The organism is Corynebacterium dentalis (assembly GCF_900232865.1).
Classification (GTDB): domain Bacteria; phylum Actinomycetota; class Actinomycetes; order Mycobacteriales; family Mycobacteriaceae; genus Corynebacterium; species Corynebacterium dentalis.
Window position 1 is genome coordinate 127104 of the sequence record NZ_OCTS01000004.1, and the last position, 26818, is coordinate 153921.

General features: G+C 60.9%; 28 protein-coding genes, 1 tRNA gene and 1 pseudogene. 14 read left to right on the top strand and 16 right to left on the bottom strand.

The features are described 5' to 3' along the window. Positions 1-53: 53 nt before the first annotated feature. The gene (locus tag CS919_RS05040; RefSeq protein WP_099298413.1) at positions 54-1403 is read left to right on the top strand and encodes a lipase family protein; all 1350 of its coding nucleotides are present in this window, start codon (positions 54-56) and stop codon (positions 1401-1403) included. 22 nt (positions 1404-1425) lie between these two features. On the opposite strand, the gene CS919_RS05045 is transcribed toward CS919_RS05040, so the two are convergent. The 6 genes from CS919_RS05045 to CS919_RS05070 all read right to left on the bottom strand — a co-directional run bounded on the left by CS919_RS05045 (position 1426) and on the right by CS919_RS05070 (position 5828). Continuing rightward, the gene (locus CS919_RS05045) at positions 1426-1737 is read right to left on the bottom strand and encodes an Rv3654c family TadE-like protein (RefSeq protein ID WP_099298414.1); all 312 of its coding nucleotides are present in this window, start codon (positions 1735-1737) and stop codon (positions 1426-1428) included. 9 nt (positions 1738-1746) lie between these two features. Continuing rightward, positions 1747-2055: a hypothetical protein gene (locus CS919_RS05050; RefSeq protein WP_099298415.1), complete on the bottom strand. Its 309-nt coding sequence runs from the start codon at positions 2053-2055 to the stop codon at positions 1747-1749. Between the two features lie 6 nt (positions 2056-2061). Further along, a complete protein-coding gene (locus CS919_RS05055) occupies positions 2062-2280 on the bottom strand; it encodes a DUF4244 domain-containing protein (RefSeq protein ID WP_099298573.1) in 219 nt (72 codons plus the stop codon). 124 nt (positions 2281-2404) lie between these two features. Continuing rightward, positions 2405-3469, bottom strand: a complete 1065-nt coding sequence (locus CS919_RS05060) for a type II secretion system F family protein (protein ID WP_234990823.1) — start codon at positions 3467-3469, stop codon at positions 2405-2407. Then, entirely contained in the window at positions 3466-4716 is a 1251-nt protein-coding gene (locus CS919_RS05065) for a TadA family conjugal transfer-associated ATPase (protein ID WP_099298416.1), read from the bottom strand. Before CS919_RS05065 ends, CS919_RS05060 begins: the two co-directional genes overlap by 4 nt. Further along, positions 4713-5828: a CpaE/TadZ family protein gene (locus CS919_RS05070; protein ID WP_143341758.1), complete on the bottom strand. Its 1116-nt coding sequence runs from the start codon at positions 5826-5828 to the stop codon at positions 4713-4715. The genes CS919_RS05065 and CS919_RS05070 overlap by 4 nt, the downstream gene beginning before the upstream one ends. Positions 5829-5992: 164 nt before the next feature. Here CS919_RS05070 and CS919_RS05075 point away from each other — a divergent pair, with 164 nt between their 5' ends. The 3 genes from CS919_RS05075 to CS919_RS05085 all read left to right on the top strand — a co-directional run bounded on the left by CS919_RS05075 (position 5993) and on the right by CS919_RS05085 (position 8369). Further along, positions 5993-6793, top strand: coding sequence for an HAD family hydrolase (locus tag CS919_RS05075; protein WP_234990824.1), 801 nt, complete (start codon positions 5993-5995; stop codon positions 6791-6793). Positions 6794-6929: 136 nt separating this feature from the next. Beyond that, a complete protein-coding gene (locus tag CS919_RS05080) occupies positions 6930-7445 on the top strand; it encodes a phage holin family protein (protein WP_099298419.1) in 516 nt (171 codons plus the stop codon). Between the two features lie 15 nt (positions 7446-7460). Continuing rightward, on the top strand, positions 7461-8369 hold the full coding sequence (locus tag CS919_RS05085) for an alpha/beta fold hydrolase (protein ID WP_234990825.1): 909 nt from the start codon (positions 7461-7463) through the stop codon (positions 8367-8369). Here CS919_RS05085 and CS919_RS05090 read toward each other — a convergent pair. The 4 genes from CS919_RS05090 to nth are packed head-to-tail and all read right to left on the bottom strand — an operon-like array spanning position 8366 to position 11984. Continuing rightward, on the bottom strand, positions 8366-9577 hold the full coding sequence (locus CS919_RS05090) for a MarP family serine protease (RefSeq protein WP_099298420.1): 1212 nt from the start codon (positions 9575-9577) through the stop codon (positions 8366-8368). The genes CS919_RS05085 and CS919_RS05090 overlap by 4 nt on opposite strands. Continuing rightward, on the bottom strand, positions 9574-10395 hold the full coding sequence (locus CS919_RS05095) for an NUDIX hydrolase (RefSeq protein WP_099298421.1): 822 nt from the start codon (positions 10393-10395) through the stop codon (positions 9574-9576). Before CS919_RS05095 ends, CS919_RS05090 begins: the two co-directional genes overlap by 4 nt. A 27-nt stretch (positions 10396-10422) precedes the next feature. Further along, positions 10423-11139 (bottom strand): TlpA family protein disulfide reductase, encoded by a 717-nt coding sequence (locus tag CS919_RS05100; RefSeq protein ID WP_234990826.1) that lies wholly within the window; start codon positions 11137-11139, stop codon positions 10423-10425. Positions 11140-11150: 11 nt separating this feature from the next. Beyond that, entirely contained in the window at positions 11151-11984 is an 834-nt protein-coding gene (nth, locus tag CS919_RS05105) for an endonuclease III (protein ID WP_099298423.1), read from the bottom strand. A 230-nt stretch (positions 11985-12214) separates the two neighbouring features. Between nth and glxR the strand changes: the two genes are divergently transcribed. Next, entirely contained in the window at positions 12215-12898 is a 684-nt protein-coding gene (gene glxR, locus CS919_RS05110; protein ID WP_099298424.1) for a CRP-like cAMP-activated global transcriptional regulator GlxR, read from the top strand. Between the two features lie 25 nt (positions 12899-12923). Here the strand turns inward: glxR and CS919_RS05115 are convergent, their stop codons facing one another. The 4 genes from CS919_RS05115 to CS919_RS05130 all read right to left on the bottom strand — a co-directional run bounded on the left by CS919_RS05115 (position 12924) and on the right by CS919_RS05130 (position 14867). Continuing rightward, positions 12924-13763: an MBL fold metallo-hydrolase gene (locus CS919_RS05115; RefSeq protein ID WP_099298576.1), complete on the bottom strand. Its 840-nt coding sequence runs from the start codon at positions 13761-13763 to the stop codon at positions 12924-12926. A 92-nt stretch (positions 13764-13855) separates the two neighbouring features. Next, positions 13856-14311 (bottom strand): RidA family protein, encoded by a 456-nt coding sequence (locus tag CS919_RS05120; RefSeq protein WP_099298425.1) that lies wholly within the window; start codon positions 14309-14311, stop codon positions 13856-13858. After that, positions 14311-14463, bottom strand: coding sequence for a Sp36 family protein (sp36, locus tag CS919_RS05125; protein WP_099298426.1), 153 nt, complete (start codon positions 14461-14463; stop codon positions 14311-14313). The genes CS919_RS05120 and sp36 overlap by 1 nt, the downstream gene beginning before the upstream one ends. 41 nt (positions 14464-14504) lie before the next feature. Beyond that, entirely contained in the window at positions 14505-14867 is a 363-nt protein-coding gene (locus CS919_RS05130; protein ID WP_099298427.1) for a WhiB family transcriptional regulator, read from the bottom strand. Between the two features lie 491 nt (positions 14868-15358). Between CS919_RS05130 and CS919_RS05135 the strand changes: the two genes are divergently transcribed. The 3 genes from CS919_RS05135 to CS919_RS05145 all read left to right on the top strand — a co-directional run bounded on the left by CS919_RS05135 (position 15359) and on the right by CS919_RS05145 (position 18797). Continuing rightward, positions 15359-17623 (top strand): transglycosylase domain-containing protein, encoded by a 2265-nt coding sequence (locus tag CS919_RS05135; RefSeq protein WP_234990827.1) that lies wholly within the window; start codon positions 15359-15361, stop codon positions 17621-17623. A 68-nt stretch (positions 17624-17691) separates the two neighbouring features. Further along, positions 17692-18663, top strand: coding sequence for a metallophosphoesterase (locus CS919_RS05140; RefSeq protein WP_234990828.1), 972 nt, complete (start codon positions 17692-17694; stop codon positions 18661-18663). Between the two features lie 57 nt (positions 18664-18720). Then, positions 18721-18797 (top strand) — tRNA-Pro (locus CS919_RS05145). A gap of 28 nt (positions 18798-18825) precedes the next feature. Here CS919_RS05145 and CS919_RS05150 read toward each other — a convergent pair. After that, positions 18826-19306, bottom strand: a pseudogene (locus CS919_RS05150) (pyrimidine dimer DNA glycosylase/endonuclease V). A 149-nt stretch (positions 19307-19455) separates the two neighbouring features. On the opposite strand from CS919_RS05150, the gene CS919_RS05155 reads away from it, so the two are divergent. Genes CS919_RS05155 through CS919_RS05180 form a run of 6 tightly spaced genes read left to right on the top strand, consistent with a single transcriptional unit; the run spans position 19456 to position 26333 of the window. Continuing rightward, positions 19456-22665, top strand: a complete 3210-nt coding sequence (locus CS919_RS05155; RefSeq protein WP_099298429.1) for a DUF4040 family protein — start codon at positions 19456-19458, stop codon at positions 22663-22665. 3 nt (positions 22666-22668) lie between these two features. After that, complete coding sequence (locus tag CS919_RS05160; protein WP_099298430.1) at positions 22669-23118, top strand: cation:proton antiporter subunit C; 450 nt, start codon at positions 22669-22671, stop codon at positions 23116-23118. Continuing rightward, positions 23115-24809, top strand: a complete 1695-nt coding sequence (locus tag CS919_RS05165; RefSeq protein WP_099298431.1) for a monovalent cation/H+ antiporter subunit D family protein — start codon at positions 23115-23117, stop codon at positions 24807-24809. The genes CS919_RS05160 and CS919_RS05165 overlap by 4 nt, the downstream gene beginning before the upstream one ends. After that, positions 24809-25645, top strand: coding sequence for a Na+/H+ antiporter subunit E (locus CS919_RS05170; protein ID WP_099298432.1), 837 nt, complete (start codon positions 24809-24811; stop codon positions 25643-25645). The genes CS919_RS05165 and CS919_RS05170 overlap by 1 nt, the downstream gene beginning before the upstream one ends. Further along, positions 25645-25923, top strand: coding sequence for a monovalent cation/H+ antiporter complex subunit F (locus CS919_RS05175; protein ID WP_099298433.1), 279 nt, complete (start codon positions 25645-25647; stop codon positions 25921-25923). Before CS919_RS05170 ends, CS919_RS05175 begins: the two co-directional genes overlap by 1 nt. 5 nt (positions 25924-25928) lie before the next feature. After that, on the top strand, positions 25929-26333 hold the full coding sequence (locus CS919_RS05180) for a Na+/H+ antiporter subunit G (protein ID WP_099298434.1): 405 nt from the start codon (positions 25929-25931) through the stop codon (positions 26331-26333). 36 nt (positions 26334-26369) lie between these two features. Here CS919_RS05180 and CS919_RS05185 read toward each other — a convergent pair whose 3' ends face one another. Next, positions 26370-26795, bottom strand: coding sequence for an organic hydroperoxide resistance protein (locus tag CS919_RS05185; protein ID WP_099298435.1), 426 nt, complete (start codon positions 26793-26795; stop codon positions 26370-26372). Positions 26796-26818 lie beyond the last annotated feature (23 nt).

Consider the following 26818-nt stretch of genomic DNA (forward strand, 5'->3'; position numbering starts at 1 on the left):
ACGTCGCAGCCTTCCTCCATAAACTTTCCTTAAGGAAACTTTTTGGAGGTCCCATGCTCTCGTCCGCTCGCCCTGCTTATCACGCTCCTGCCCGCACGCTTCGTCGCCGAGTGGCCGCTTCACTGTGCGCTTCCTCGCTGCTAGCAGCTGGAATCACGGCCATCGGCACCCCGGTCGCTACGGCGCAATCTTCGCAGGCGTTTGGCTCGATTGCGGATATCACTCCGGAATCTGCGGTGCAGTTGGGAACATCGCCGAAGCCGCTGCCTCCACACGCCAATTCCACCGTTGATAGTGGCCTGCCAGTTGCCGCACCTACCGCAGATCAACTGACTCCCGGCACTGTCCACGCGGAGGTTCCTCTGGATCCTTCAGTTGGTCTGCCCGCAGCCGCTACCCAGCAGCGCTTTGCATATACGACAATCGACCAGCACGGCCAGGCCGCCACCTCCACTGCCGCCATTTTCCTACCTGAGGGACCAGCCCCCGAGGGCGGCTATCCAGTCCTGGCGTGGGCGCACGGAACCACCGGCCTGGGCACCCAGTGCGCGCCGAGCATTAACCCGCGCTCAGAGCGAGATTCGCAGTACTTGAGCCATTGGTTGAATCAGGGCTATGCGATCGTCGCCTCGGACTATGCAGGGCTGGGCTCCCCCGGCCTGCACAGCTACCTCAACGGCAAGGTCACGGGCGCCAATGTCATCGATTCGGTGATCGCCGCGCAGAACCTGCCCGACGGTACCCAGCTGTCCAGGCAGTGGTCGGTCATCGGCCAATCCCAGGGTGGCGGTGCCGCGCTGCACGTTGCCCTGCAGGCCACCGAACGCAGCCAAGCGGCCGGTCTAGACTTCCGCGGAACCGTCGCCACGGGCGCTCCCGCCTACATCGAGGAGATCGTGCTCGCAGGCGGCCCCACGTTCCCACCGGTTCCTCTGCCCGAGGGGCTCACCGTGTACGCGCTCTACATCCTGGGCGCATTCCGGGAAGCCCGCCCGGATATTGACATCGATTCTGTGCTGACGGACGAGGGCAAACAGATGGTCGCCACCGCAGAGCAGTCCTGCTACGGGCAGCTCGCGCAGTCTATGGATGGGGTGAACCTGGCTCGCGCATTCAACAAGCCGCTGCGCAGTTTGCCGGGTCTCGAGCAGGCGCTACGCGACTACATGCAAACCCCCACCCGCGGCTACGACCGCCCGGTTTTCCTCGGTCACGGCATCACGGACATCGATGTTCCTAGCCCCATCGGCATCATCCTCAACTCGGAAATGTGGCTCAACCAGTTTGTTGGCGGTAACCGCAACAACCGCGTGGAAGTCCACTGGTACCCCACGGATCACGGCGGTACCGTGATGCGCTCGACCGTCGATTCCACCCCTTTCATGCGTTCCTTGTTTGTTTAAGTTCTCCATGCGCTCCCCGCCCCTACCCTCCCGCGGCGTCGGTGGGGCCGGCGGTCGCGGTTGCTGTTCTCCCTAATTTTTCGACGCCAACCCTCACCATCTCCCCATCATTGACGCAGCTCGACACGGTGACCCGGTTCGCTCGTGCGAAAGCTTCTGCCACCGCACAGGCCTCCCCATTCCCACTGGCCTGTGCCGCAGCTGCGGAGAGCGCGGCGAGATCGGCCGCGCTCTGCGTCTGCTGTTGCAGCAGTAGAGCCTGCGTACCCACGGAGACAACCCCCGCGGTCGCGATCACGGACAGGATGCACGAAACGCCCAATGCAGTGCTCATAGAAGTCCTTCAGTAATCGCTGGGCTCAACGGCGATGCTTGCCTGGCCTGTGACGTCGAAAAGGCGCGCGGGCACGTGAACGGACACGGTAACCGCGTCTTGTCCACCAATGGACGTCCGCTGCACGTCCACCTGAGCACCGGGATGCTTGGCTGCAACGAAACCTGCGCCGTTTCCTCCCAGCGCTTCCACGCGTGCGGCGTCTCGGGCTAAAGATTCAGCCGCCGAGCGGGAGGCCACGGTGCTGAAGCCGGCCAGCAACAGTCCCACGGTGACAGCCAGCGAGGTAAACACCATGGCTCCCTCGACGGTATTCACGGCTTCCTACTGGTTGAGAGCTCGGGTGAAGATGCCAGTCAGCGCTTGTTCCACCGCGTCCGAGGTCACGATGGTGTACAACAGCGCACCGAAGGCAGCGGCCGCGACTGTGCCGAGGGCGTACTCAACGGTGCTCATGCCGCGCTCGTCGCGATAGTGCTCGCCGAGCAGCTCCACGATGCGGTTGGCCACGCGCTGCAGCGCGGACTGCGAGTGGTGGATCATCACGTTGGCGTGACTGATTGGGCTAATGGTGGCGGTGTTCTGTTCGGTAATTGGTGTGGACATGATTTTTCCCCCTACTGGATTGGATGGAGTGGATTGGATTGAGCAGTTTGCTCGGTTGTTGTTAGAAACCCGCGAGTCCGATGACCAGCGGAATGAGGCCGACCACGATGAAGGCCGGTAGGAAGCACAGCGTCAACGGCGCAGCGATGGTGACCAGGATCTTTTCCGCGTTGGCAACCGCGTTGTCCTTGACGGTTTGGCGCAGCCGCTTGGCTTGCCTGTTGATCCCCCGCACCAGTTCCGACCCCGCCCTGGTTTGCTGTGCTGCTTGGCGCGCGACAGGACCGAAAAGCTCATGCTTTTCTAGCGTCTCCCATGCCTGTCTCCCCGCCCCCAGCTGGAGGAGCGCGGCGACAAGCACTGCTTCGGCTGGCCCGTGTGCGCTGGCGATCGCCCACGCGTGAGACGTAGGAAATCCAGCCGCAAGACCAGCAGAAAACACATCGAGGAGACACGCGACCTCCAGCGGATCTTCTCCCCTGGGACCAGCCCTGCCGCCCACTCCGCCGAGCGCCTTGACGGACAAGGCCTCTGTCCACCACACGCCCGCGCAGGCCATGAGCGCTCCCACCAGCAACAGCAGCGATCCCACGGGATTGAATAGCAGGAAGTATGCGCTGCCTATGCCCATGGATTCACCCATGACAACCGCTGCGGCAGGCAAAATCAACAGCACGATCACGGTCAACCGAGCACCGGCCATGGCACTGTACGCGGTGGAGCGCTGGGCCAAGCGAGTCTCCAGGTCCTCCAGCACCGTGTCGGACAACTTCCCGAAAGCCAGCCCGTAATTGTGAGCCAGAGACCACACAAGAAACAGCTTGCTCAATGCGGGATCTCCTGGAGTGGCGTGTTCCACCGAAACGCCCAGCCGGATGCCAGCCACCGCGAGCTTCAAATCCTCGCGCATCCCGGCGCGCTCCACCACAGTCAGTGCCTGCTCGGCCGCCTCGAGCTCTCGCGCGCCCGCGTAGACCTCCCGATTCATCGCGTCCACGAACTCTTTGACGCTGTTCAACGTGGCTAATTCCCGATTCGCCGCCATGATCCGCTGCACCACCAAGCGGACGGTAAACCCCGTCAACACACTCACTGCTACCCAGACGCCACACGTCAGCGGATTCATGCGCAATCCCCCACCACTGCAAGCCCCAGCTCTTCACAACACTGCGCCCAGTGCAGTGCCGGCCCGCAATCCCACACCATCTCGACGGCCAATTGTCCGCCTGAACTGCATAAACGCCCGATCTGCGCCAGCCGCCGCACACCATCAGCTCTCTCCAGGTGCAACACGTAGTCCACACCATCGCCAACTTGCTGCGCGATAGTCTCCGCGGACATCCCCGCCATCGCCCCGAGCGCCATCAACCGTCCGGCTACAGCCTGCGCGCTGTTGGCGTGCAGTGTTCCCGCACTGCCTGCATGCCCGGTGTTGAACGCCACCAGGAGGTCAGCAATCTCCGCTCCTCGCACCTCTCCCACCACGATCCTGTCCGGCCGCATGCGCAGGCACTGCTTCACCAGCTGCTGCATGTCCACCCCGCCGCGGCCGTCGGCGTTGTCCTTCCGCGTCACCAGTTTCACCAGGTTGCGGTGCGCGAGCATGAGCTCGGGTGTGTCCTCCACCACCACAATCCGTTGCGCCGGGTCCACCAGATCCATCAGGCTGGCCAGCAGCGTGGTCTTTCCGGTTCCCGTTCCGCCTGTGACCAGCACGTTCTTTCTTTTTCCGACGCAAGCCCGCAGAAATTCCGCCACCTGCCCCGGACACAAACCCGCCGTCGCCAGCTCGTCCAAGGACCATGCGCTCTGCCGGAGTGCACGCACGCTGATGCTGGTCCCACCTACAGCGGGTGGGGAGAGCACTGCGTGGATCCGCAGCCCATCTGCCGCCACACCGCGCGGCAGGGCGCTCAGCATCCCGTCCGCGAACGGACGGGCATCGTCCAACCTGGTTCCGCACCGATCGGCCAGCCCCACTGCGAGGTCCCGCACTTCAGCTACAGAAAACTCTCGGTAGGCGTATAGCTCCATACCGTCTCCGCGATCGCACCACACGTCTCCGGTGGGGTTAACCACCATGTCGGTGACTCGCGGATCCATAAGTGCCTCGGTGAGCCTGCCCACCCCGGATAGTTCCCGGTCGATGCGCCTGGCATCATCGACCAACGTTGCGGTGTCATAATCCGGAAGGCTCGTGAGCACATCAACGATGCCGCTCATTTCTGGGCTGGTCACACCTTGTTTCGCCAGCTCCCATCGCACCCGCGTGGTGGGATCTTGGGCCTTAGATTCCCCGCCACATGCGGCACGATCAACGGCCGATTTCCTACCGAACCGAGACAGAATTCCGGCCTTCATCACGCTCTTCATGTCCGGGATCCCTCGCCTAGGCCAGACGAGCCATCCATCAGCCTGGTGATCATCTCCACCACGATTGTTCGCGCGGCTTTGGCCAACTTGGAACCGTCCACGTCCAGCATTCCCCGATCCAAGCTGTTAGCGAGATCAGGATCGTAGTCCCAGGTCACATCCGGCTTCTCCCCCAGCAGAGCCACCGCCATCCCACTGCTACATCCGCCGTCTGGCATCCGGCGAACCACGCGCAAAACATCCGGCATTCGCTGATCACGGCAGCATTCCGCCAAATCCTTCATGGCAACCAGCCCAGATACGCACTGGGTAGAAACCACCAGCACGCAGTCCGGTGCGCACCCATTCCACTGCTGTTCCCACTGAATACTTCCGGGGATCATTCGCCCACAGTCCACAACTAGGTGTGTGCGCCGCAGCAATTGGTCCAACTGCTGAATATTCAACTCCTCCGCACAGGCATCCCCGAAGCAACGAGCCCGCGACACCCTCCCCAGGACGCTCACCTCCCCCAGATGCGCACAGTTTTGTAACAGCTCCCGTTCCTCGGTAGCCAACGAAGGATCCGTGGAGACCCATCCGGGCTGGTTCTCGATCCCCACGACAGTGGCCAAACCTTGGGAATGCGGATCCCTGTCCACCAGCAGCGCATCTTCTCCCCGTACCTTCTCCATCGCTGCTGCCAGCCCTGCCGCGAATATCGAGGTTCCGGCTCCCCCGTGCGCGCCCACCACGGCAATGCGTAGCGGATCAAACGTGCCAATCCGCTCCACCAGCTCCAAGGTGGCTTGACCCCCAAAGTCCCGCAGGTAGTGATCCACGCGCAGTACCCGGAACAGCGGATCACTCTCCACCTCCGGCAGCTCCTTGTCCGTCAGCACTATCACGCCGTTGCGCCCCCACCGCGGGTCCTTCCGCCATGCCTCGTCATCAGCCGTCAACACCACGTGTTTCCGCCCCGTGGCGGCGGCGACCAGCTTGGCTTCTTCCGCCCACCGTGGATCGTCGATTTCGATGGCGATGGGACGCGCGTGCACGAAATCCCGCGTCTGCCGCGTCTCGTGAGAGCGCCGACCAGCCATCCCCAGCTGTAATCCCCCGTGTTTTCCCATGCGTTCACTGTGCCAAGGCGGTAAAGAGAAAAGTAGAAGTCGTTGGTCAACTGTGGATAAGTAGCGAGTTGGCGTCGAAAAATGGCCGAATGTCTGTGGACAACTTCCCGCAACCTCGCAAAAACACGGTGACATTGTGAAACATGGGGCGTAAGGTGACTGATGTGACCAATGAGAATGGTCAAGGTCCAATACTGGCCATATTCGACCTCGATAAGACCATCATCGATACCAGCGCCTCGATGGCTTACGGGCGCCCCATGGCCGAACGCGGCCTGATCGGCACGCCCGAAGTCCTGCGCATGATGGCCCTGCTCGGCAACTACATGCTCACCACGCACACCGAGCAGAACATGAACGCCACCAAAGATGCCCTGCTGGGCATGATCCGCGACCGCGAAGAATCGGCCCTGCGGGATGTCGCCCAAGATGCGTTGCAGGAAGTCATCACCCCATATATCTATGCCGAGGCGCGCGAACTGATCATCAAGCATCGCGAGCAGGGCCACCACGTGGCCATCGTGACTGCCTCGCCTTCGGTGATCGTGAAACCGATCGTCAAGGAGCTGGGCGCAGACCTGCTCATCGCCACAGAACTCGAAGTCAAAGACGGCCTGTTCACCGGCCAAGTCACGCACTTCAACAAGGGTCAGGCCAAGGTAGACAAGATCCAACAGCTGGCCGATGAACACGGCTATGACCTGGACGGATCCTTCGCCTACTCGGATTCCTTCACCGACCTGCCCATGCTGCAGCTGGTCGGCAACCCCCACGCGGTCAACCCGGACCGACCGCTGCGGAAGTACGCCACGGAAAATGATTGGCCCATCAACCGCTTCGTCAAACCCGAACCGCTGTTCCCTCAAGGTGCCGTCCTGGCCGGCGCGGGAGCCACCCTTGCCCTCCTCGGAGCCGTCGCCACAGGCCTGGCGTTGTGGTTTCGCTCGCGCGACGAGGACGCATAAACCCACGTCTCCCACATCCCGGACCAGACCCTCCCGTTCAACGTAAAATTCACCCTTTCGCGCAATCTTCTCCCCGGTCTGGCAAACTAGGGAGAGTCAATCTGCTGAACAACTTATAAATTCTTGGAGTTTTCCCGTGAGTAACAAGCAAGGCGAAGGTCTCTACACCGACCGCGATTCGTTCAACCCCCAGGTGAACGCAATCCCACTGTCTGATGCAGACGCCCGCGCAAAGGGCGAAGGCAGCATCGGCGATCTGGTCAAGGATGCCTCCGCGCAGATCTCTTCCTTGGTTCGCTCGGAGATCGAACTCGCCAAGACTGAAGTTGCAACCTCCGCTAAGAAGGCCGGCATCGGCGGCGGCCTGTTCGCCGCAGCTGCGGTCATCTTGGCCTACAGCTCCTTCTTCCTGTTCTTCACCATCGCCGAGGCTCTGGATAACTTCCTGCCTCGCTGGCTGGCATTCCTGATCGTCTTCCTGTTCATGCTGGTTCTGGTTGGCGTTCTGGCTCTGGTTGGCCTCAAGCAGATCAAGGGCGTGAAGAAGCCCGAGAAGACCATCGCTTCGGTTAATGACCTGAAGACGGTCATCCCGTCCGGTTCTAACAACCGCACCTCTGCCAACACGCAGGATCCAGGTCTGTACACCTAGGATTTTCTCCTTACAGTGACAGCAGATAATTCTTCGCACGCCCCCGAGCCGGTGTATATCCACTCGCGGGGCGTGCGTATTCATGTCGAGGTACAAGGCCCGCGTAACGCGCCGTTAGTGCTGTTTGTGCACGGTTTTGGTGGCGGTTGTTTTGATTTTTATAGCGTCATGCAGGAGCTTTCTACCCACTCCTTGCGCATCGCCACGGTAGATTTGCGCGGCTATGGCCGTTCGGATAAGACTCCCCGTGGCTATGATCTCACCACCGCCGCCTCAGATATGGCGGGTGTCATCCGCGGACTTGGCTATAAGGACGCGCTGGTGGTGGGCCATGGGTATGGCGGTTTGGTGGCGTGGACTTTGGCCGCGCACGAGCCCGATCGCGTGCGTGGGCTAGTCACCTTGGCATCTGCGCACCCGGTGGTGCAGACCTCTCGGCTTTCCAGCAATCTGTGGAGCGATTGGGGCCGTGCGGGGCGGGTGTTAGGCGCGCAGGTTCCTCGTTGGCCGGAGTCTCGTTTGGTTAAGGACGACGCCGCCCTGGCCGAATCCATCTTCCGCGGTGGTGTGTCCCCTGGTTTCCGCGATACCGCGCCGTACCGCGCGATGGCTCGCAAGCGCCGGGATGCCATGCTGGCGGATAAGGTAGCGCACTTGAGCAGCGAGCATCAGCGTTGGCTGTTCCGCATGCGCCTACGCCCCGAGGGTTTCATTTTTGACCGCTCATTCCCCGCACAGATCAACATTCCGGTGCTACAGATCAACGGCAGCATGGATCCGAGCTATAGCGCCCGGGCGGCGGAGAAGTCCCTGCGCCGCACCGCGCACACTGATTCCGAGTCCGTGCTGCTCTACGGGGTGGGGCACTATCCGCACATCGAGGATCCTCCGGCTATTGCGGAGCTGATTGCCCCGCGCGTTTAGTGCAGCACGCAGGCTCCTGTAGCCACGGGATCAACCCAGTCTTCCGCATCCTGGATCTGGTTCATCACTTCTTCGCGGGACAGCGCGTAGCCGGTATCGGTCTGGTTGACGTCTGCTCCGAATATCAGCCCCAGCACTTCGCCTCGCTCGTTGAGCAGCGGACCACCGGAGTTGCCCTGCACCACGGTTCCGCGCACGGCATAAGCCTGGCGGTCCACGCGGGTATCGGCGTAGATGTCCGGGCCGCTGACGGTAAACAGCTGCCTAATGCGAGCTGGTGTGGCTTGGAAAGGGCCGCCTTGGGGGAAGCCCATGACGATGGAGTCATCGCCCGGAGCGCCGTTTTGCTCCGCCCACTGCAGCGCAGGCAGGGTCACTCTTTCTTCCACCTTCAGCAACGCCACATCGTGGGTGGGGTTGTAGTACGTCACGGTGGCATTCACCATGCCCTGCGTGGTGTCTAGTTTCACGCGGTCCGTTCCGGCGACCACGTGCGCATTGGTCATGATGGTGTCTGGGGTCACGGCAAAACCAGAGCCCTGGATGAGCCGACTGCACTGTTCAGCTTCGCCCACCACGCGCACGATGGAATCGCGGGTGGACTGCACCACGGAGGAGTTCTGCAGCTCCGGGTTGGGGGCGGCGATTTCCTGCTGCGGCAGGCTGTCCAGTGGGTCGGTAATGACGGGGAAGCCACTATCGCTGATGAATGTCGCCACGCGGGTGGGGAACTTTTGCAGGAATTCCGGAGCGGCAGATTCCACTGCATTGAGTACCTCGGAATCCTTCACGGAGCGGGCAAACTCGTTGTTTTTCGTGCCCACCAGTGGGACCAGGATTAGCCACACCACGGTCAACGTGGTGATGACCTGCACGATTGCGCCCACGGCTGATTCCGCCTTGAGCACCTGCCGGCTGCGGATATTATCCCGCAGGCGCATGCCGATGCTGGTGCCCACGGTGTATCCCAGCAGCACGCCCACCGTGATGAGCACCAGCGAGACCACAAAGCGGATCCCTTGGGACTCGTGCCCTTGCGAGGCGGCGAAGTCCAGCACGGTAGGAATGGCCAGAATGGCTAGGTATCCGCCGAGCAGCACGCCACCCAAGCTCAGCACTGCGGAAAGTCCGCCCTGGCGCCATCCCGAGGCCATCGCGCTCAGGGCGACGATCACCAGCACAATATCGACTAGTAGTGATCCGCTCATGGCGCTCCTCCGCTATCTCCTGCTTGGCGGAAACTCTCTTTGAGAGTTCCCATGGCTTCCTTATTTGCTGAGTTCTTCAGCGCCTCGAATAGTTCGACGGGCTCCGAATCTTCGCCCCACGGACGCGACCATCCGGCGATGTCCAGCAGGGCTGTGACTACTGCGCCGGTAAAGCCCCACAGCACCATGCCGTGCACATCGAATGCGGGGCCTTTCCACTGGCTAAACGTCAGCCAGTAGCGCAGCGCTGGGTCTGTCAGCTGCTCGATCGGAACCATCGCCACCCAGTCATTTTCCGAGCTGGCGGGATACACCGTGCTGGGTTCAGCCAAGTAGGCCAGCACCGGCACCACGGCAAAGTTCGAGCGGTCAATGTAGATCGGCTCCATCACCGCCAGCGGCTGCACGTGGTCCGGATTCAACCCGGTCTCTTCCTGAGCTTCGCGCAGCGCGGTCATCACGGGTCCGCTGTCTTGCGGCTCGCGCTGACCGCCGGGGAAGGCGATCTGTCCGGAGTGCTGCCGCATGCTCGGCGCGCGGTGCGTCAGCAGCATCGCCGCATCCTTGGGGTACGGCAAAACTTCCTTCGCCACGAACGTGGATTCGCCTTTCACCAGCACCAACACCGCCGAGTACCGTGGCGGGTTGCCCTTGGCATCCCGGTCTGGAACGGCGCGGGATTCGTCGCCGATTGCGTCTTGAATCCGCCCCGTCCGAGCGATCGTAGTGAAATCGCGCAGCCATGCGGGTAGTTCGCTGGGCAGCTCTGGTTGCTCGGCGGCCTTGTCCAACCACTGTTGTTGGGAATACTCGGTCATATCGCGCCTTTCGTGCACTGTGTGAGCCTATCCCGCGAGGGCTTCGTTGATTTTCTGTTGCATCTCGGCGCTGTCGTCGAACGTCCGCACAAAGGTTGCCGCGCGTATACCGTCAGCCCGGTAGACCAGCGTCACGGGCACCACCTTGGGGATGCTGGTGGCGGTATCGAAAGTGTGGTTGGCGTCCTGGTAGCTGGGCAGATTGTCCACGCCCAGTTCCTCAAGGAAATCCACTCCGGCCTGTCCACGCGCGTCCAGGTGCACGCCCACGACGTTCCACTGCGGGTTGCTGTCCGCCACCTGCTGCATCACGGGCAGCTCCTTGCGGCACGGCCCGCACCACCAGGCCCACACGTTGACCACGGTGGGCGTTCCGGCGAATTGTTCCGCCAGACTCTGGCTGCTTTGTTCTCCGCCATCGGTCAGGCAGGGCAGGTGTACGTCGGCGAGTTCGGCGCCGTCAGCAAGTGCGGTGTTTTGTTTTTCCGACGCCAACTCCTCCCCCTTCGGCTCCACGCAAGGCACCACGTTGTCCACGGTCACGCGGGTATCCGCAGGTGCATTCTGATCATCGGTTGCAGAATCATCCGCTGGTTCTGCGCCAGTGGAGCTGGGCGCTGCAGCTGGCGGCGTGCTGGGCTCAGAGAAAATCGACGCCATGAGGGGAATAGATGCCACGGTGAGCCCCACCACCACTGCGAGCAGCAGCAACAGGAGGCGCGCGCGATCCGGCTTTTCAGGCATGTCCGTCATTGTTACCTTGTCTCATCCGCGGAAACAAAGGCATCGCCGCCTGCGTCAGGAACCTCAAAGCCAGCCAACTGCAGCAGGTGCCCGCGATCCTCCGAGGTGATCAAGCGAGCTGCTTCTTCTGGATCAGCTGGGCCTGCCAGGCCAAAGCTAGGGCACTGGCGTGCCAACAAGCAGGCCCCACACGCAGCCTTGCGGGAGTGACACACGCGGCGGCCGTGGAAGATGCTCCGGTGCGAGAACATGGTCCATTCTTTGCGCGGAATCAGCTCCATGAGGTCCTTTTCTACCTTGACGGCATCCTCCTGCTCTGTGAGCTTCCACCGGCGGGCGAGACGACCCAGATGGGTGTCCACGGTGATGCCGGGAACGTCGAACGCATTGCCCAGGACCACGTTGGCGGTTTTGCGCCCCACCCCGGGCAGCGAGGTGAGCTCCTCCAGAGTTCCTGGTACTTCTCCGCCGAAGTCCTCGGAGATCTTCTTTCCTAGCCCCACCAGAGATTTGGCCTTGGAGTGGTAGAAACCGGTGGGCTTGATGATGCTTTCCAGCTCCTCCATGTCGGCTGCTGCATACTCGGCAGCCGATGGGTAGCGAGCAAACAAATCAGGAGTGACGGAATTGACGCGCACATCCGTGGTTTGTGCAGAAAGCACGGTGGCCACCAGTAATTCCAGCGCGTTTGAAAAGTCCAGCTCCGCGTGTGCAGCCGGGTAGGCCTCTGCCAGCATCCGGTTGATCTTCCGCGCCCGGCGGGTGGTACCGAGCTCAGTTTCTTTCCCCCGGGCAGCGATATGAGAGCCGGGGCGAGGAAGGGAAGCACTGGTGTGAGCGGACATGGTGAACACTCTAACTGGCGGGCGAGACAGGCCCCCGAAGAATTGGGCGTTAAAACCGCATAAGTTGCTGGGAATTCGGCGTTAGAATGAATGCTGTGTGTCTCACGGCACTGTGGCGTTGTACGGTTAGAAGTTAAAGTACCTCGAATGTGCAGCAACGAGATCCGTTGCGATCTCGTTCAACCGCGAGCCACCTGAAACATCACACAAGTGGAAGAGAAACTATAACGATGTCTGAAGTAACTGAGATTCTGTCCCGAGCTGGAATTTTCCAGGGCGTGGACCCCAGTGCAGTGCGCTTCCTCATCGAGCAGCTAGACAGCGTGACCTTCCCGCGAGGGACCACCATCTTTGACGAGGGTGAGCCCGGCGACCGCTTGTACATCATCATTTCCGGCAAGGTGAAGCTGGCTCGCCACTCTGTGGACGGCCGCGAGAACCTGCTGACCGTCATGGGTCCTTCGGACATGTTTGGCGAGCTGTCCATCTTCGATCCCGGACCGCGCACCTCTTCAGCGATCTGCGTCACCGAGGTCACCGCGGCAACGATGGATTCCGGAATGCTGCAGCAGTGGATCACGGAGCACCCGGAGATCCCGCAGCAGTTGCTCCGTGTTTTGGCCCGACGTCTCCGCCGCACCAATAATTCACTCGCCGACCTGATTTTCACGGATGTCCCCGGCCGCGTGGCCAAGGCGTTGCTGCAGCTGGCGAACCGTTTCGGCACCCAAGAAAGTGGCGCGCTGCGCGTGCACCACGATCTCACGCAGGAAGAGATCGCCCAGCTGGTGGGCGCATCCCGCGAGACGGTGAACAAGGCGCTGGCGGAATTCGCGCATCGCGGTTGGATCCGCTTGGAGGGCAAGTCCGTGCTGATCTCCGATACCGAGCGCCTGGCCAAGCGCGCCCGTTAAGCCGCTCCCCGAAAAGGGGAGAGCGCTAGCTGTTCTGGTCTTGCAGGTAGCGCAGGGTCACGCGCGTGGACTGCTCTGCAGCATCGCGGAGCACAGGATCCACATCGGTGTAGACGTGATTGACGATGTCATTGACCGATGCGTCCTCGCCCAGCTCGTCGAGAGCTTCCCGCACCTGCTTGAGGCGCAGCTCGCGACGGTCAATGTACTTGTTGGCGAACTCCGCAGTGCTCTCCAAGTTAGGGCCGTGGCCCGGCAGCATGGGGACGTTTTCTCCCCGGTCTCGCAGCATCGCCAGCGTGTCTAGGTAAGCACCCAGATCGCCGTCCGTTTCGGAGATCATGGTGGTGTGGCGGCCGGCGATGGTATCGCCGGTGATGATTGCCTCGACGTCAGAATGGTCCTCTCCGCCTTGAGAGTGAATGAAGAAGCAGACGGAATCAGCGGTGTGACCCGGGGTTCCCACAACCTCGATGGTGGGAGTCAAGCCCTCGATACGGATGACCTCGCCCGGCTGGAGTGGCTCCGCGCCGTAGCAGTAGTGAGAATCCACTGCGCGCACTGGAGCTCCAGTGATCTGACGGAAGCGCAGCGCGCCCCCAGCGTGATCGCCGTGGCGATGTGTAAGCAACACCAAGGCGATCTCCACCGGCGCTTCGGCGGTGCCCGTGGCCTTGGTGTTCAGGACGTTGAGGTGTCCCTCATCTTCCGGTCCGGGATCAACGATCACACACACGCGATCATTTTCGCCGCGGATAACCCACGAGTTAGTGCCCTCCAAGGAGGAGTAGCTGGGGTTCGGTGCCAAGACCACACCGGCATTGTCGGTAACAGGACGAAGTTGGCTGTAGGCGGGATGCTCCATGCCCATAGTGTACGTCGGACAAACCGGTTATCGCGCCCCTAATGAGCAAACATTAACCCCAAATTCGTGCTGGTCGGCACTGGGGCGAAAGGCTAGTCACGCACCCGAACGACGATATCTACCTCAACTGGTGAATTCAGAGGTAGCTCAGCCACGCCAACGGCGGCACGAGCGTGGACGCCTGCGTCGGCGAAAATTTCCTGCAACACCGTGGACGCACCATTGATTACGCCGGGCTGACCACCGAAATCCTGGGCAGAGGCAACGAAACCGTTGACCTTTACCACCTGTTCGATGTTGTCCAATCCCACCAGATCGGCCGCAGCGGCAACGGCATTAAGGGCGGCGATTCGGGCCAGCTCAGTTGCTTGATCCGGATCCACGTCCGCCCCGACCTTGCCTGTGGCCGGCAATTGTCCGTCAACAAAGGGCAGCTGGCCAGAGGTGTAGACATGATCGCCAGAACGAACGGCGGGGACGTACGCGGCAACTGGAGCAGCCACGGGCGGCAGTTCAATGCCCAGCTCAGAAAGACGCTGGCTGTGCATTACGCTTCCCGCTTCATGTACGCGACGTGCTGTTCGCCGGTTGGCCCGGGGAGCACGGAGACGAGTTCCCAGCCATCTTCACCCCAGTTATCGAGGATCTGCTTGGTGGCGTGGGTGAGCAGTGGCACGGTGACATATTCCCATTTGGTCATGGGTCACAGTGTATCGAACGCAAAGACTATAAGGAGAGAGACTAGCTCTCAGAGGCGGTTGCCAGCTGCCCGGCGAAGAAATCTGCCCAGCTATCGATTTCTGGGTGCTTGCGCAGCAAGGCGCGACGCTGACGCTCGGTCATTCCGCCCCATACGCCGAATTCCACGCGGTTATCGAGGGCATCGGCGCGGCACTGCAGAACCACTGGGCAGTGGCGGCAGATGGCCACAGCCTTGCGCTGTGCGGCGCCCTTGACGAACAGTTCTTCTGGGTCGATGTCCCGGCAGTGTGCCTGAGTGACCCAATCGCCACGGTTATTGAAGGACTCACGGCTCGTTACCTGCTCAGATGGCTGGCACACGGTATGTGCGGAAGCGGTTGGGCGAGCAAGAGATGCGGTCATCGGTTAAATCCTCCGAATTGGGCCTTTAAGCAGGCCGTTGGGTCGAACGTCACTGTCACGATGGCCGTAATTTTATTCACACGATTTTAGAAGTGTCGAATGGATCACACTGTGGGGGTGAGTGACGGCTGCGCCACCAAAACGCTGCCCACTTCCTTAGAGTTGGCTGATAATTCACTATTGATATCTAATTAGAAAGGGTATTTACCTGCGGATTTTCCATTAGCCGTCACGACATGACGCAGGTCACACACGGGTTTACCCATTTTGCGACGGCAACATGGAGGGGCGATTATCCTACGAAGATCTCGTTGATTAGTTCGGCAAATTAACTCACTTCCCGTCGGAAGTAATTATGTAGACAGCACAAACTACATACCCCCGTGCAAACTTTTTGCGGTCAGATGCACAAGCGCATCTTCGCCACCATCCTTATCCCACTACATGCAACGGTCTATTCACTGTCTGCGTGGTCAGCTAATGTGAGACGGGTGAATTCCCCGAGCACCTCGACCCTCCCGACGCTCAGCCGCTTGCTGGCCACACTCATCGTGGGCGGAATCCTGTGCGCTCTCGCCCTTTCCCCCATCGCCCTGGCTGGCGGCTGGCTGGTCAATTCCGGCGCGGAAACCATGAACTCCAACTTGGAGGACATGTCGGAGAACCAAAAGCTTCCCCTCACCACCACGATCACCGATCGTAACGGCAAGCCTTTGGCATATATATACGACCAACGTCGTTATGAAGTCACCTCGGATGAGATCTCCCAAGAGATGAAGGACTCGATCGTCGCCATCGAGGACCGTCGGTTCTACGAGCACAATGGCGTGGACCTGCGAGGCACGGCACGCGCCGCAGTATCGAACCTCACCAGCGGTGGGGTAGCAGAAGGCGCATCCACCCTCAATCAGCAGTACGTCAAGAACTACCTTTACCTCATCGAGGCAGACTCACCCGATGAGCGCGAGGCTGCCATCGAGACCTCCATTCCCCGCAAGCTGCGTGAAATGCGGATGGCCAGCGACCTCAACGATCAGCTGTCCAAGGATGAGATCCTCACCCGCTACCTCAACCTCGTGTCCTATGGACACGGTGCATACGGCATCGAAGCTGCGGCACGCACCTACTTCAATACGCACGCCTCCAAGCTCAATGCGGCGCAATCCGCTTTTCTGGCCGGAGTAGTGCAGTCCACCACCACATTGGATCCTTACACCAACCCGGAAGCTGCAAAGGCCCGGCGCGATACGGTGCTGCAGTCTCGCGTCACCGCTGGCACACTCACCCAGGCACAGGCTGATGCGGCGGCAGCGGAGCCTCTTGGCGTCGGAAAATCACCACACGGTGAGGCCAACGGATGTATCGGCGCTGGAAACGCGGGCTTTTTCTGCGACTACGTCCTGGAGTGGCTGCAGGGCAAGGGCATGTCGATGGATGACATCGCCGGTGGCGGTTACACCATCAAGACCACGCTAGACCCGCAGGCACAGGAAGCAGCCCACAACGCGGCAACGCAGTACGTCGATCCTCAGGCTGCAGGAGTTTCCCAAGCGATCAACTTCATCGCGCCGCGAGATAAGTCCCACGAAGTCGTCGCCATGGCTTCCTCGCGTACCTATGGACTGGACTCGGACAAGATGGAGACCGTCAACCCGGTCACTCATTCCCTGCAGGGCCACGGTGCGGGCTCCATTTTCAAGCTCTTCCCAGCAGCGCTGGCCATTGAAGACGGCATGGGACTGGATACCGTGCTGGACGTTCCTAATCGTGTTGAGGTCGACGGCCTGGGCGATGGCGGCGCGGATGATTGCCCTCCCGGCAAGTACTGCGTGGAAAACTCCGCCGATTACAAGCCCACCATGACCCTGCGGGAAGCACTGTCTACCTCGCCAAACACTCCGTTCATTTCCATGCTGGAAGACGTCGGCGTGAAACGGACCATGGACTTGGCTGTGAAGCTGGGGCTGCGCAGCTACGAAGATGAGGGCACCCAAGATGCGGATAACTCCATCGCGGACTACGTCAAGGAAGCCAACCTGGGTTCCTTCGTTCTGGGCCCCACCCCGGTGAACCCACTGGAGCTGTCCAACGTTGCGGCATCCCTGGCGGACAACGGGCGCTGGTGTGAGCCGCGGCCGGTACTCAACGTGAAGGATCGCGACGGAAAGAAGTTGGATATCAAGCCTTCCCCATGTGAGCAGGCCTTGGACCCAGAAATTGCGCACGCTCTGGCCAACGGCATGGGTGGCGATTCCACCGGAGGAACCGCAGTCAATGCTGCTGCTTCCACGGGATGGTCCGGCCCCATCGCCGCAAAGACCGGTACCACCGAGACCAGCTTCTCCTCCGCGTTCCTGGGATTCACCCTAGGCTGGGCGGGCTCCAGCTACATCTTCAACGACGGCGGCACCCCAGCCAACCTCTGTACCGCTCCGGTCCGCCAATGTGGCGAGGGCAACCTGTACGGCGGCAATGAACCAGCGCAAACGTTCTTTACCGCAAGCAACGCGGTGATCGGCAACTACGGCGGACCAGGGCTCCCTCCTTATAACCAGAAGTACAACCGCGGAACCAACCCACCGCCTAGCGCTGCCCCCGCCGCGAACAGCGCACCGACACAGAGCAATCAGGCACCTTCTACCCCGCGCTCACCAACGCAGCCAGCGGCACCGAACGTGCCTGACCTCAACCAGTTACAACGAGACGCCGAATCATTCTTCAATGAACTCAACGGCGCGCTCCAACGTGCGAGGTAAATCGCCCAGCTAGAACCGGTGAACCGCGGTGCCCGGTGCTGTCTTGACCGTCGGTAGACTGAGTCACCGTGAGCACTAACGTCTTGAAGACCCTGATTGGCGCCGCGGCAGCTACCGCGGCCACCGGAATCGCCACCCTCGTGATGGCCAGCCGGGAGATTCGTCAGTTCGAGCTGAAGCAGGTCACCGCTCCTGTTTTGGACCCCGGCACGTTTGCCGATCCGCAGGATTCCTTCCATATCTTGCACGTCTCCGACCTCCACATGCTGGACAGCCAAAAGCTCAAGCAGAAGTGGGTCGCGGCGCTAAACAATCTGGACTTCGATCTAGTGATCAACACTGGCGATAACCTCGGCGAAGCCCGTGGCGTGCCCGGCGTATTGCATGCTTTGGATCCGCTGCTGAACCACCCCGGGGTGTTCGTATTCGGCTCCAACGATTACTTCGGCCCCAAGCCGGTCAACCCGTTGATTTACCTGCAGGGCAAAAAGCGCAAGCCCAGCGGAGAGAAACTGCCGTGGGAGGGCATGCGCGCCGCGTTTATCGAACATGGATGGAACGATGCCACCCACCAGCACGTGGAGTTCTCGATCCCGCCCCGGCCGGACGGGATGTGGGAGCGCAGTGAGAAGTTCAATGTGTCGATTGCTGGCGTCGACGATCCTCACCACGATCTCGATGATTTCAACGCCATCGCGGGCGGACCTCACCCCGATGCCGACCTCGCGATTGGCCTGACGCACTCACCCGAGCCATACATTCTGGATAAGTTTGCCGCCGAGGGCTACCAGTTGGTGCTGGCTGGGCATACGCACGGCGGGCAATTGTGCTTGCCGGGGAGCCGCACGATCGTCACTAACTGTGGCATCGATCGGGCACGGGCCAAGGGGCTATCGCGGTGGACGGAACGAATGTGGCTGCACGTCAGCAACGGTCTGGGCAACTCCAAATTCGTTCCGTTCCGCACGTTCTGCCGCCCTTCGGCGACGTTGATCCACGTGGTCGAGCGCGGAAACACGGAGGACTACCACCAGTTTTAACGCGTGGGAGGCCGGGTACTATAGTCGAACACCATCGCCCGATGCTTCCGGGCACAACGGGGTATGGCGCAGGTTGGTAGCGCGCTTCGTTCGGGACGAAGAGGTCGCAGGTTCAAATCCTGTTACCCCGACCATTTCCCTTTCACCGACGTGCGTGCACGGTCAGGTGGTCGATGGTGGTGTGGTTGCCTTTTCCCATGGTTCGACATCGCCGACGACGACATCAAATAGCGGATGAGCTTCGATATCTTCAGAACTCCCGCCTTTCACTGCAGCGCGCAGCGAAGTGAGATCCTGATACCAGTCAGCGTCGCGATCCTTAACCTTCTCAAGCAGCACGGCTGCCTCAAGAGTTAACTGGCCTTGGGTCACGGCAATTTTTTTGGGGACTGCCTACACTTTCAACAATGAGAGAACGGTTGAAGGAGTATCCGCGGGAATCTGCTTCATTCGCGAGGCCTGCGAGATACGCCCCGACGGAAGCCACCGGATCGTCTTGATCGCGAAAGCGGTCCAGCTGAGGATGATTCTTATATCCCACAGTCAGACCTTGCAAAACTTTCTGAGCCAGAAGCGCTTCCCTCCAGCAGGCAACCAATCCGCGTCTATCCAGCAAGGCGGGATCGAGAGACCATAAGCGCATAGGTAAATCCTCTCTTGTTGCCTGCGGTTTCACTACCCCAGTTTTGCACGACCGCGAACATACCCCCCCCGAAATGGTGGTCTTGCCGACTGATAGAATGAGCAACGTCGCATTACGTTTCGACCATGAAGATCGGGTGTTGTGAAAGCGTGGCAATTGTAGCCGTCCCCCTCATCGTGGCCGTGGCTCTACTTCTGACTCCGTTGCTGGTCAAGATTTTTGACCGTAATGCAGGGTGGCCACTTGCCCTTACGTTCATAGGTCTTGCTGGATACATCATTCAGCATGCCCGCCCCCTCATCGAGGGCGAGGTTTTCACGTGGTCCGTCCCGTGGATACGCGGTTTACTCGCGCGACCTGACGGCACTGAGGGCAACGTAGATTTGGCGTTGCGCATGGACGCGCTGTCCTTATTTTTCACCCTCCTCGCGCTGACCATCGGCGCGGTGGTGTTTATCTATTCCACGCGCTATCTGCACCACCGTGTGCAGGTCATGAGTTTTTATGTGCTGATGACGGCGTTCATGCTGGCGGTACTTTTGCTGGTACTTGCCGATGACGTGATGCTCTTGTTCGTCGGCTGGGAGCTGGTCACTCTTGCCTCCTTCTTCCTCATCGCACGCAGCGGTTCCAGCGGTGAGGCTGGTTCCTTCCGTACGTTGACGGTCACCTTCGTCGGTGGACAGTTCTTGCTCGCCGCCATCGGAGTTATGGTCGCCACCACCGGCACCACCCGCGTTTCGGAAATCATCGCTTCACCTGCGTGGGACGGCGATAGCACGCGCTTGGCCATCGTCGCCGTGCTGGTCGCACTCGCCGGGTTCTCCAAAGCCGCGCAGTTCCCCTTTCACTTCTGGCTTCCGGAGGCCATGGCCGCAGACACTCCCGTCTCTGCATTCCTGCACGCTGCAGCCGTGGTCAAGGCCGGTGTTTACCTGCTGATGCGCTTCTCCGGACTGTTTGAGTCCGTCATGGCATGGCACCTCACGCTGATCGTCGTGGGCATGGGCACCGCCGTGATGGGTGCCGTGTTCGCACTCCAGAAAACGGATCTGAAGAAGCTGACCGCCTACTCCACCGTGTCTCAGCTGGGTTGGATTGTAGCCACCATCGGCGTGGGCACCCCATTTGCCCTTGCAATGGCCCTAGTTCATACCGCCTCGCACGCGCTGTTCAAATCCTCGCTGTTCATGATCGCTGGCGTGGTTGATCACCAGGCGGGCAGCCGAGACATCAAGCGCCTCGGCCCATTGTGGCGTCGGATGCCTTTCACGTTCGGTGGTGCCGTGATCGCGGCGGCCTCGATGGCTGCCGTCCCACCCACCTTCGGCTTCGTTTCCAAGGAGGGCATGCTGGATGCCTTCACCGAATCGCCTTTGCCCGAGTGGGGCATCATCGTCCTGCTCGCAATCGCGGGCATCGGCGCTGTGTTCACCCTGCTGTACTCTGCGCGCTACATCACGGGCGCGTTCATTGACGGCCCGCGCGATGTCTCCGAGGTCAAGGAAGCAGAACCCCTGATGTGGCTGCCAGCCATTTTCCCAGGTGTCCTTTCCTTGCCTGTCGTCCTGTTCCTTAGCGCCTTCGATGAGCCGCTCGACGCCATGGTTGCCGCCACCGGGGCAGGTCACTCTCATTCCCACTTGGCTCTCTGGCACGGCCTGACTGTGCCTCTATACATTTCCATTGCGGTGCTGATCGTGGGTGCTATCGGCGTAGCGTTCCGTGCACGTATCTCTGCGCTGCTGGAAGGCCGCAGGCTCGCACCGCGCTCCGGCGCGGAATTCCTGAGCGGTTCCAACGAGCGCGCCACCAATATTGCGCGCCGCATGGCGACCATGGCCAACTCGCAGTCCCCGGACCGTCACGTGGCATGGATTCTGCTGTTGATCGTCGGTTTGGCCGTGGCATCGTTCGCGTTGCCGGGCACATCGAGCGGTCTGACCAGTGTGCCTCCGCGCATGCTCAACATCGATCGCCCCACGGATTTGATCGCCCTGGCACTGATAGCACTGCCTGTCATCGGTATCATCTCCACGCGCTCCCGCATGGCCTCGGTAGTCTTGCTGGGCATCGTCGGTGTGGGTGTGTCCTGGCTGATGCTGACCTTGGGCGCACCCGATGTGGCCACCACCAACCTGCTAGTGGAGTTCTTGGTTGTGGTGCTCATGATGCTGGTGCTGCGCCACCAACCGCGCCTGTACCTGCGCGAAGGTGAGCACCGGGCCAAGGGAGCCACGGCAATTTCCGTGATCATCGGCCTCATCACTTTCTTCGGTGTGTACTTCTTGCTTGGCCGTCACGATAAGCCACGGATCGCCCAGTGGTACCTGGAAAACACCCCAGAGATCACCGGCGGCAATAACGTGGTTGCCTCCATCCTCGTGGAATTCCGTGCTTTCGATACTTTGGGAGAGCTGATCGTGTTGGGCATGGCGGGCATCGTCATCGCCGCCGTCATCCAGTCGATCCCCCGCTCCCCACTGCCCGGCTACGGTCCCGGCTCCACCTCAGAGCTGTTCCGCGCGGAAGGATCCACCCGCTTCCCGGACGTACATAAGGTCCCCGAGCTGGCACCGTTCTACTCGAAGTACCTGCGTTCCACGTACCTCAACTCCATCCTCAGCCGCCAGGCACTGCCGTATGTGCTGCCGATGATCGGCACCCTGTCCGCCGTGACCTTCTGGCGCGGCCACCAGGCTCCGGGCGGCGCTTTCATCGCCGCGCTGATCGCCGCCGGTGGCATTCTCCTGTGGTACGTCGGCCAACCTTTTGCCCGCAAGATCGGCAAGGGAGAACTGGGCTACTGGTTCATCGCGGGCGGCATGGCAACCGCCCTGCTCACAGGCCTGGTCGGCCTGCTGCTCAAGGGCAGCTTCCTGGCTCCCATCCATGGCGAGTTCCTCGGCCAGCACCTGACCACTTCGCTGCTGTTCGACCTCGGCGTGTACTTAGCGGTGATCGGGCTGATCGTGGTGTGCGTCAACGAGCTCGGCGGTCGCGACCGCCCTGGAGCTGAACCGCCATCCCGCAAGACCGAGGAAAAGATGCTGGGAGAATCCGGGGTGGCGTCGAAAAAGAAAAAGGGCACGGACACACTGCGCCGCGTTCTGGAACAACCAACCCGGCACCCCGCACCCGTGGAAGTTCCCACCAAGAAGAGTGCGGCGGACAACGATGTGGCCGTGCATGCAGGCGGATCCACCATCGTGCTCAACCCCTCGGAAGTCGATGCCGAACGCAAACGTACTGCAGAGCTGCACAAACAGGAACGCGAAGCCGCTCGTAAACACCGGCCGACTCCGGACAAGCAGGGTACGAAACAACAAGATACCAACACACAAGACGGGAAGGCATAGATCATGATCATTGCAGCGATCGTCGCCATTCTCATCGGCGGAGGTGTCTACATGGTGCTACAGCGCGGCATGGTGCGCATCATCGTTGGCATCACCCTGCTCAGCCACGGAGTCAACCTCTTGATCCTGGCGGCGGGAATCGGCACATGGCGCCAAGAACCCCTCATGGACCGCGCTACTCCGGATGTCGCGGCGGATCCACTACCGCAGGCTTTTGTGCTGACCGCCATCGTGATCTCCATGGCCTCCACGGCGGTGATGCTCACGCTGGCAGCGCTCGGCCGAGACGATGACACCCGCACCGTCGAGTCCCCCGAACGCACCGCACGCAAGCTGCGTTCCCTGGAGACACTGGGCAAAGCGACCAAAACCGTAGAGCAGCCGGAACGTACTCCGGCGCCCACCACACCCACTAACCCCGCAGATGAGAAGAAGGGAGCTACCAACTCATGACCATTGGCGCTTCCCTTTCCCTCTTCCTGCTGGTTCCCCTCCTATCCTCCGCAGTCGCTGCGGTGGTTCCGTCCCTCCTCGTGCGACGCTTCCTCATGCTCGCCGTGCCGTTGGCAGGCGTCATCGGCTCCGCGTACCTGCTCTACTACCTGACCATCGGCGCAGGTAGCGACCCTGGAGTGGTCGCGGATAACGTCGGCGGCTTTGTGGGCGGCATTTCCATCCCACTGGTCGCTGATTCACTGGCAGCGATGATGGTCCTCGCCACCTCCGTGGTCGCGCTGACCGCCAGCTGGTTCGCGGACATCGTGGGTGAATCCACCACTCGTTTCTTCCCCTCGCTGGCGATCCTCGTGCAGGCCGGCACGTGGGGCGCACTGCTCACGGCAGACCTGTTCAACCTGTTCGTGTTCATCGAGGTCATGCTCATGCCGTCCTTCGGCCTGCTGGCCATGACGGGCACGTGGGCCCGCCTGTCTGCGGCCCGCATGTTCATCGTGGTGAACCTAGTGACCTCGCTGATGCTGCTCGCGGGCGTGGCCACCACCTACGGCGTCATCGGCACCACGAACATCGCCGCGCTGGCAGGCGCTGCCGGACCTCGCGGCACCGAGTTCGCCGAGGGCGTGGGTGGCAACCAATGGCAGTTAATAGCGGCACTGGGCATGGTGCTGATCGCCCTGTGCATCAAGGCTGGTCTAGCGCCGGTACACACTTGGCTGCCGCGCGCCTACCCTTCCACCTCCGCGGCGGTGATGGCTCTGTTCTCTGGCATCCACACCAAGATCGGCGTGTACGCCATCTTCCGTGTCTTCCTCACCATCTTCGAGGGCGACCCTGCATATGCCTGGGGAGTGGTCGGATTCATGGTCGCGGGCATGGTGATCGGTGCCTACACCGGACTCTCCGAGCCCACTGTGCGTGGCGCGTTGGCCTACCAGATGGTCAATGGTATTCCGTTCTTCTTGATCGCACTCGCTTTTTTGCAGGACGACGCCATACTCATGCTCTCCGCAGCGCTGTACTACATGCTGCACCATATGGTCGTAGTTTCTTCGCTGATCATGGCCTCCGGAGCAATTGAAGAGACCTACCGCACCGGGCGCATCCGCCCGCTGTCCGGCCTGCTGCGACGCGATCCGTTTGTGGCGATTGTCTTTGCCATGGGTTCACTGGCGATCATCGGCTTCCCTCCATTTTCTGGCGTGATGGGCAAGCTGGGGCTGGTCATGGGCATGGCCACCGATGGCTCTTGGCTGTCCTGGGTGGCTATTGGCGCGGTCATCGTGGCCGCCTACGGCACCTTGCTGACCATGCTTTATGTGTGGCGTGAGGTGTTCTTGGGCCGCGATATGAATGACAACGAGTGCGATCCGAAGCTGCGGATCCGTCCGCGCTTCGTACTTCCATCCGCCACCATGATTGGCCTGTCCGTCGCTATGTTCCTGCTGGCCGGGCCGATGTTTGCCATCACAGAGTCTGCTGCGAAAAACCTGACGGATACTACTGCGTACGTCGATAGCGTGCTGGGTGACTCGAACAACACGATCGGTCGAGTTCTGGATGCTGGACCGTCCGGCCTGGAACATGTTCCGGACGGCGCATTGAATTCCATCCAGGAAGAAGCTCGCAATGAGGATGCGCTGCGCTCACACGAAGATCCTCAACCAGCACCAGAGGAGAAGCACTGATGAAATACCTTCGCATGTTCTTTCATTCCCTGGGCTACGGCGTGTGGCTGACCGGGCAGATCATTAAAGAATCCACGGTCATGGCGGTAGACACCCTGGGCACGGGCCGCAAGATCGCCCCTGTGGTGCTGTACTACCCGCTGCGCGTCACCAAGGAGCGGGACATCGCGGCGTTCATTGCGTCGATCACGATGACCCCGGGCACTCTGGCACTCGGAATAACGGGGCCCAAGGAGGTAGACCGAGACGTCGCCAGCGGCAAATGGAGCCGGAAGGATACGTCCGCGGTCGGGGAAAACGAGTTCAAGACCCACGGTCTCTCCAACGTGCAACGCTTCCTCGCGGTTCACGCAATGTATGGCTCCGACCCCCAGGAACTTTTGGAATCACTCGAGCACATGGAAGAAAAGCTGGTGCCGAGCGTGAAGTCCCAGGAGATCACTGTGGACGTCAAACTGCTGGTAGAGCGCGGACGCCCGGGGCCTCGCGGATTCCGCGGCAGCCGCGGTGGACGTCAGAACAACGAAACGGTCTTTGACGCAGAGAAGCTGGACTCCACCCCGCACGCCGCAGCGTTCGTGGCGGCGATCCTCGCCCAAGATGACGAGGAGCGCAATCCCGAGGACCTACCCAACATGAACCGGCAGGAGCGCTATGAAGTAGCTCGCCGAAACGCAGAGCGCGCTCGCACACGGAATGACCAGTCGCCTAAGACCGGCCACATGCAGCAGCGAGAAGATCCAGATCAGACTGGCGAGACGAAACCAGAAGAGACTATGTACGATCCGCTATACCCCAAGGAAAATCTCAACCGGAAGAACAGGAGGAAGCGCTGATGACCCCGCAGGAATTTCTCAACATCATCATGATCATCGTCACGGTCATCGTAGTGGCGGCGCTACTGATGGTGCTGTGGCGTGCCGTGACCACCCACAACGATGCGCGGCGCGCGGTGCTTTCCGATGCCATCTTCCTCTGCATGGCGGCACTGTTCATGTGTTACGGCATTTACGATCGTTCCGCCGTGACGTTTGAAGTGGCCGTCTACGCCGGGTTCTTCGGCGCTCTCAGCACGGCAGCGTACGCGCGGATCATTTCTCGAGGGAGGCGCTAAGCATCATGAACCTCACTTTTGTTGCTGCCGGGGCCGGCGAGCTCATCGAATTCCACGAGCCCACCTGGCCCATCGCGATCCTCGCTGGTGCTCTGGCACTCGCGGGTGCGGTGTACGTATTCGTCTCCGCCCGCGCCATGTACTTAGCACCAGATGCCATATCCCAGATCAACATGATCGGCCCCGCTGCGGGCGTGGGTTTGCCACTGCTGATTCTGTCCAACCTGGTGTATTCTTGGGGAGAAATCGGGTTTGACTTCGGCGTATTCCTACGCGCCATCGCGGCTATCTTCACCCTGCTGGTGATCCAGGCCGTGGGCTCCTACATCATGGGCCGTGCGTTGCACGCTACCCACTGGGACCACACTGTTCCGCTTTCGGGCGGCGAAAGGGCCAAAGAGCCGAAGTAATCTTCAGCGCCTTGGCCCCTTCGGGGAAGGTCGTAATTAGGCTGCGTTAGCCGTGACCTTGGCGTCCACATTGCCGCGCATTGCCTTGGAGTAAGGGCAGAATTCGTGCGCCTTGTTGACCAGCTCGGTGGCCTTGTCTTGATCCACATCAAAGACGGTGGCGTTGATGGTGGCGGTCAGGAACATGCCGTCATCGCCCTTGTTGAGAGTCATGGTGACCTCAACCTCAGGGGTCTGATCAGAGTTCACGCCGTCCTGCTTCATCATCAGCTGCAATGCGCCGTTAAAGCAGGCTGCCCAACCGGAAGCCACCAGCTGCTCTGGGTTGGTGCCTTCGCCGCTGCCGCCCAGTTCCTTGGGTGGGCGAACGTCGAGATCCAGGGTCCGATCGTGGGTGGCCACGTGTCCATCGCGACCTCCGCCGGTGGACAGGGACTTTGCTGTGTAAAGAGCATCGCTCATCTCTTAGTTCTCCTTAACTCTGT

Excerpts from the sequence above, each read along its gene's own strand:
- CS919_RS05100 (WP_234990826.1), bottom strand. The coding sequence starts at position 11,139 with ATGCCTGAAAAGCCGGATCGCGCGCGCCTCCTGTTGCTGCTGCTCGCA.
- CS919_RS05070 (WP_143341758.1), bottom strand. The coding sequence starts at position 5,828 with ATGGGAAAACACGGGGGATTACAGCTGGGGATGGCTGGTCGGCGCTCT.
- nth (WP_099298423.1), bottom strand. The coding sequence starts at position 11,984 with ATGTCCGCTCACACCAGTGCTTCCCTTCCTCGCCCCGGCTCTCATATC.
- CS919_RS05060 (WP_234990823.1), bottom strand. The coding sequence starts at position 3,469 with ATGAATCCGCTGACGTGTGGCGTCTGGGTAGCAGTGAGTGTGTTGACG.
- CS919_RS05165 (WP_099298431.1), top strand. The coding sequence starts at position 23,115 with ATGACCATTGGCGCTTCCCTTTCCCTCTTCCTGCTGGTTCCCCTCCTA.
- CS919_RS05120 (WP_099298425.1), bottom strand. The coding sequence starts at position 14,311 with ATGCACAGCCAGCGTCTTTCTGAGCTGGGCATTGAACTGCCGCCCGTG.
- CS919_RS05185 (WP_099298435.1), bottom strand. The coding sequence starts at position 26,795 with ATGAGCGATGCTCTTTACACAGCAAAGTCCCTGTCCACCGGCGGAGGT.
- CS919_RS05180 (WP_099298434.1), top strand. The coding sequence starts at position 25,929 with ATGAACCTCACTTTTGTTGCTGCCGGGGCCGGCGAGCTCATCGAATTC.
- CS919_RS05055 (WP_099298573.1), bottom strand. The coding sequence starts at position 2,280 with ATGATCCACCACTCGCAGTCCGCGCTGCAGCGCGTGGCCAACCGCATC.
- CS919_RS05095 (WP_099298421.1), bottom strand. The coding sequence starts at position 10,395 with ATGACCGAGTATTCCCAACAACAGTGGTTGGACAAGGCCGCCGAGCAA.
- CS919_RS05160 (WP_099298430.1), top strand. The coding sequence starts at position 22,669 with ATGATCATTGCAGCGATCGTCGCCATTCTCATCGGCGGAGGTGTCTAC.
- CS919_RS05065 (WP_099298416.1), bottom strand. The coding sequence starts at position 4,716 with ATGAAGAGCGTGATGAAGGCCGGAATTCTGTCTCGGTTCGGTAGGAAA.
- CS919_RS05115 (WP_099298576.1), bottom strand. The coding sequence starts at position 13,763 with ATGGAGCATCCCGCCTACAGCCAACTTCGTCCTGTTACCGACAATGCC.
- sp36 (WP_099298426.1), bottom strand. The coding sequence starts at position 14,463 with ATGACCAAATGGGAATATGTCACCGTGCCACTGCTCACCCACGCCACC.
- CS919_RS05045 (WP_099298414.1), bottom strand. The coding sequence starts at position 1,737 with ATGAGCACTGCATTGGGCGTTTCGTGCATCCTGTCCGTGATCGCGACC.
- CS919_RS05175 (WP_099298433.1), top strand. The coding sequence starts at position 25,645 with ATGACCCCGCAGGAATTTCTCAACATCATCATGATCATCGTCACGGTC.
- CS919_RS05040 (WP_099298413.1), top strand. The coding sequence starts at position 54 with ATGCTCTCGTCCGCTCGCCCTGCTTATCACGCTCCTGCCCGCACGCTT.
- CS919_RS05170 (WP_099298432.1), top strand. The coding sequence starts at position 24,809 with ATGAAATACCTTCGCATGTTCTTTCATTCCCTGGGCTACGGCGTGTGG.
- CS919_RS05090 (WP_099298420.1), bottom strand. The coding sequence starts at position 9,577 with ATGAGCGGATCACTACTAGTCGATATTGTGCTGGTGATCGTCGCCCTG.
- CS919_RS05130 (WP_099298427.1), bottom strand. The coding sequence starts at position 14,867 with ATGACCGCATCTCTTGCTCGCCCAACCGCTTCCGCACATACCGTGTGC.
- glxR (WP_099298424.1), top strand. The coding sequence starts at position 12,215 with ATGTCTGAAGTAACTGAGATTCTGTCCCGAGCTGGAATTTTCCAGGGC.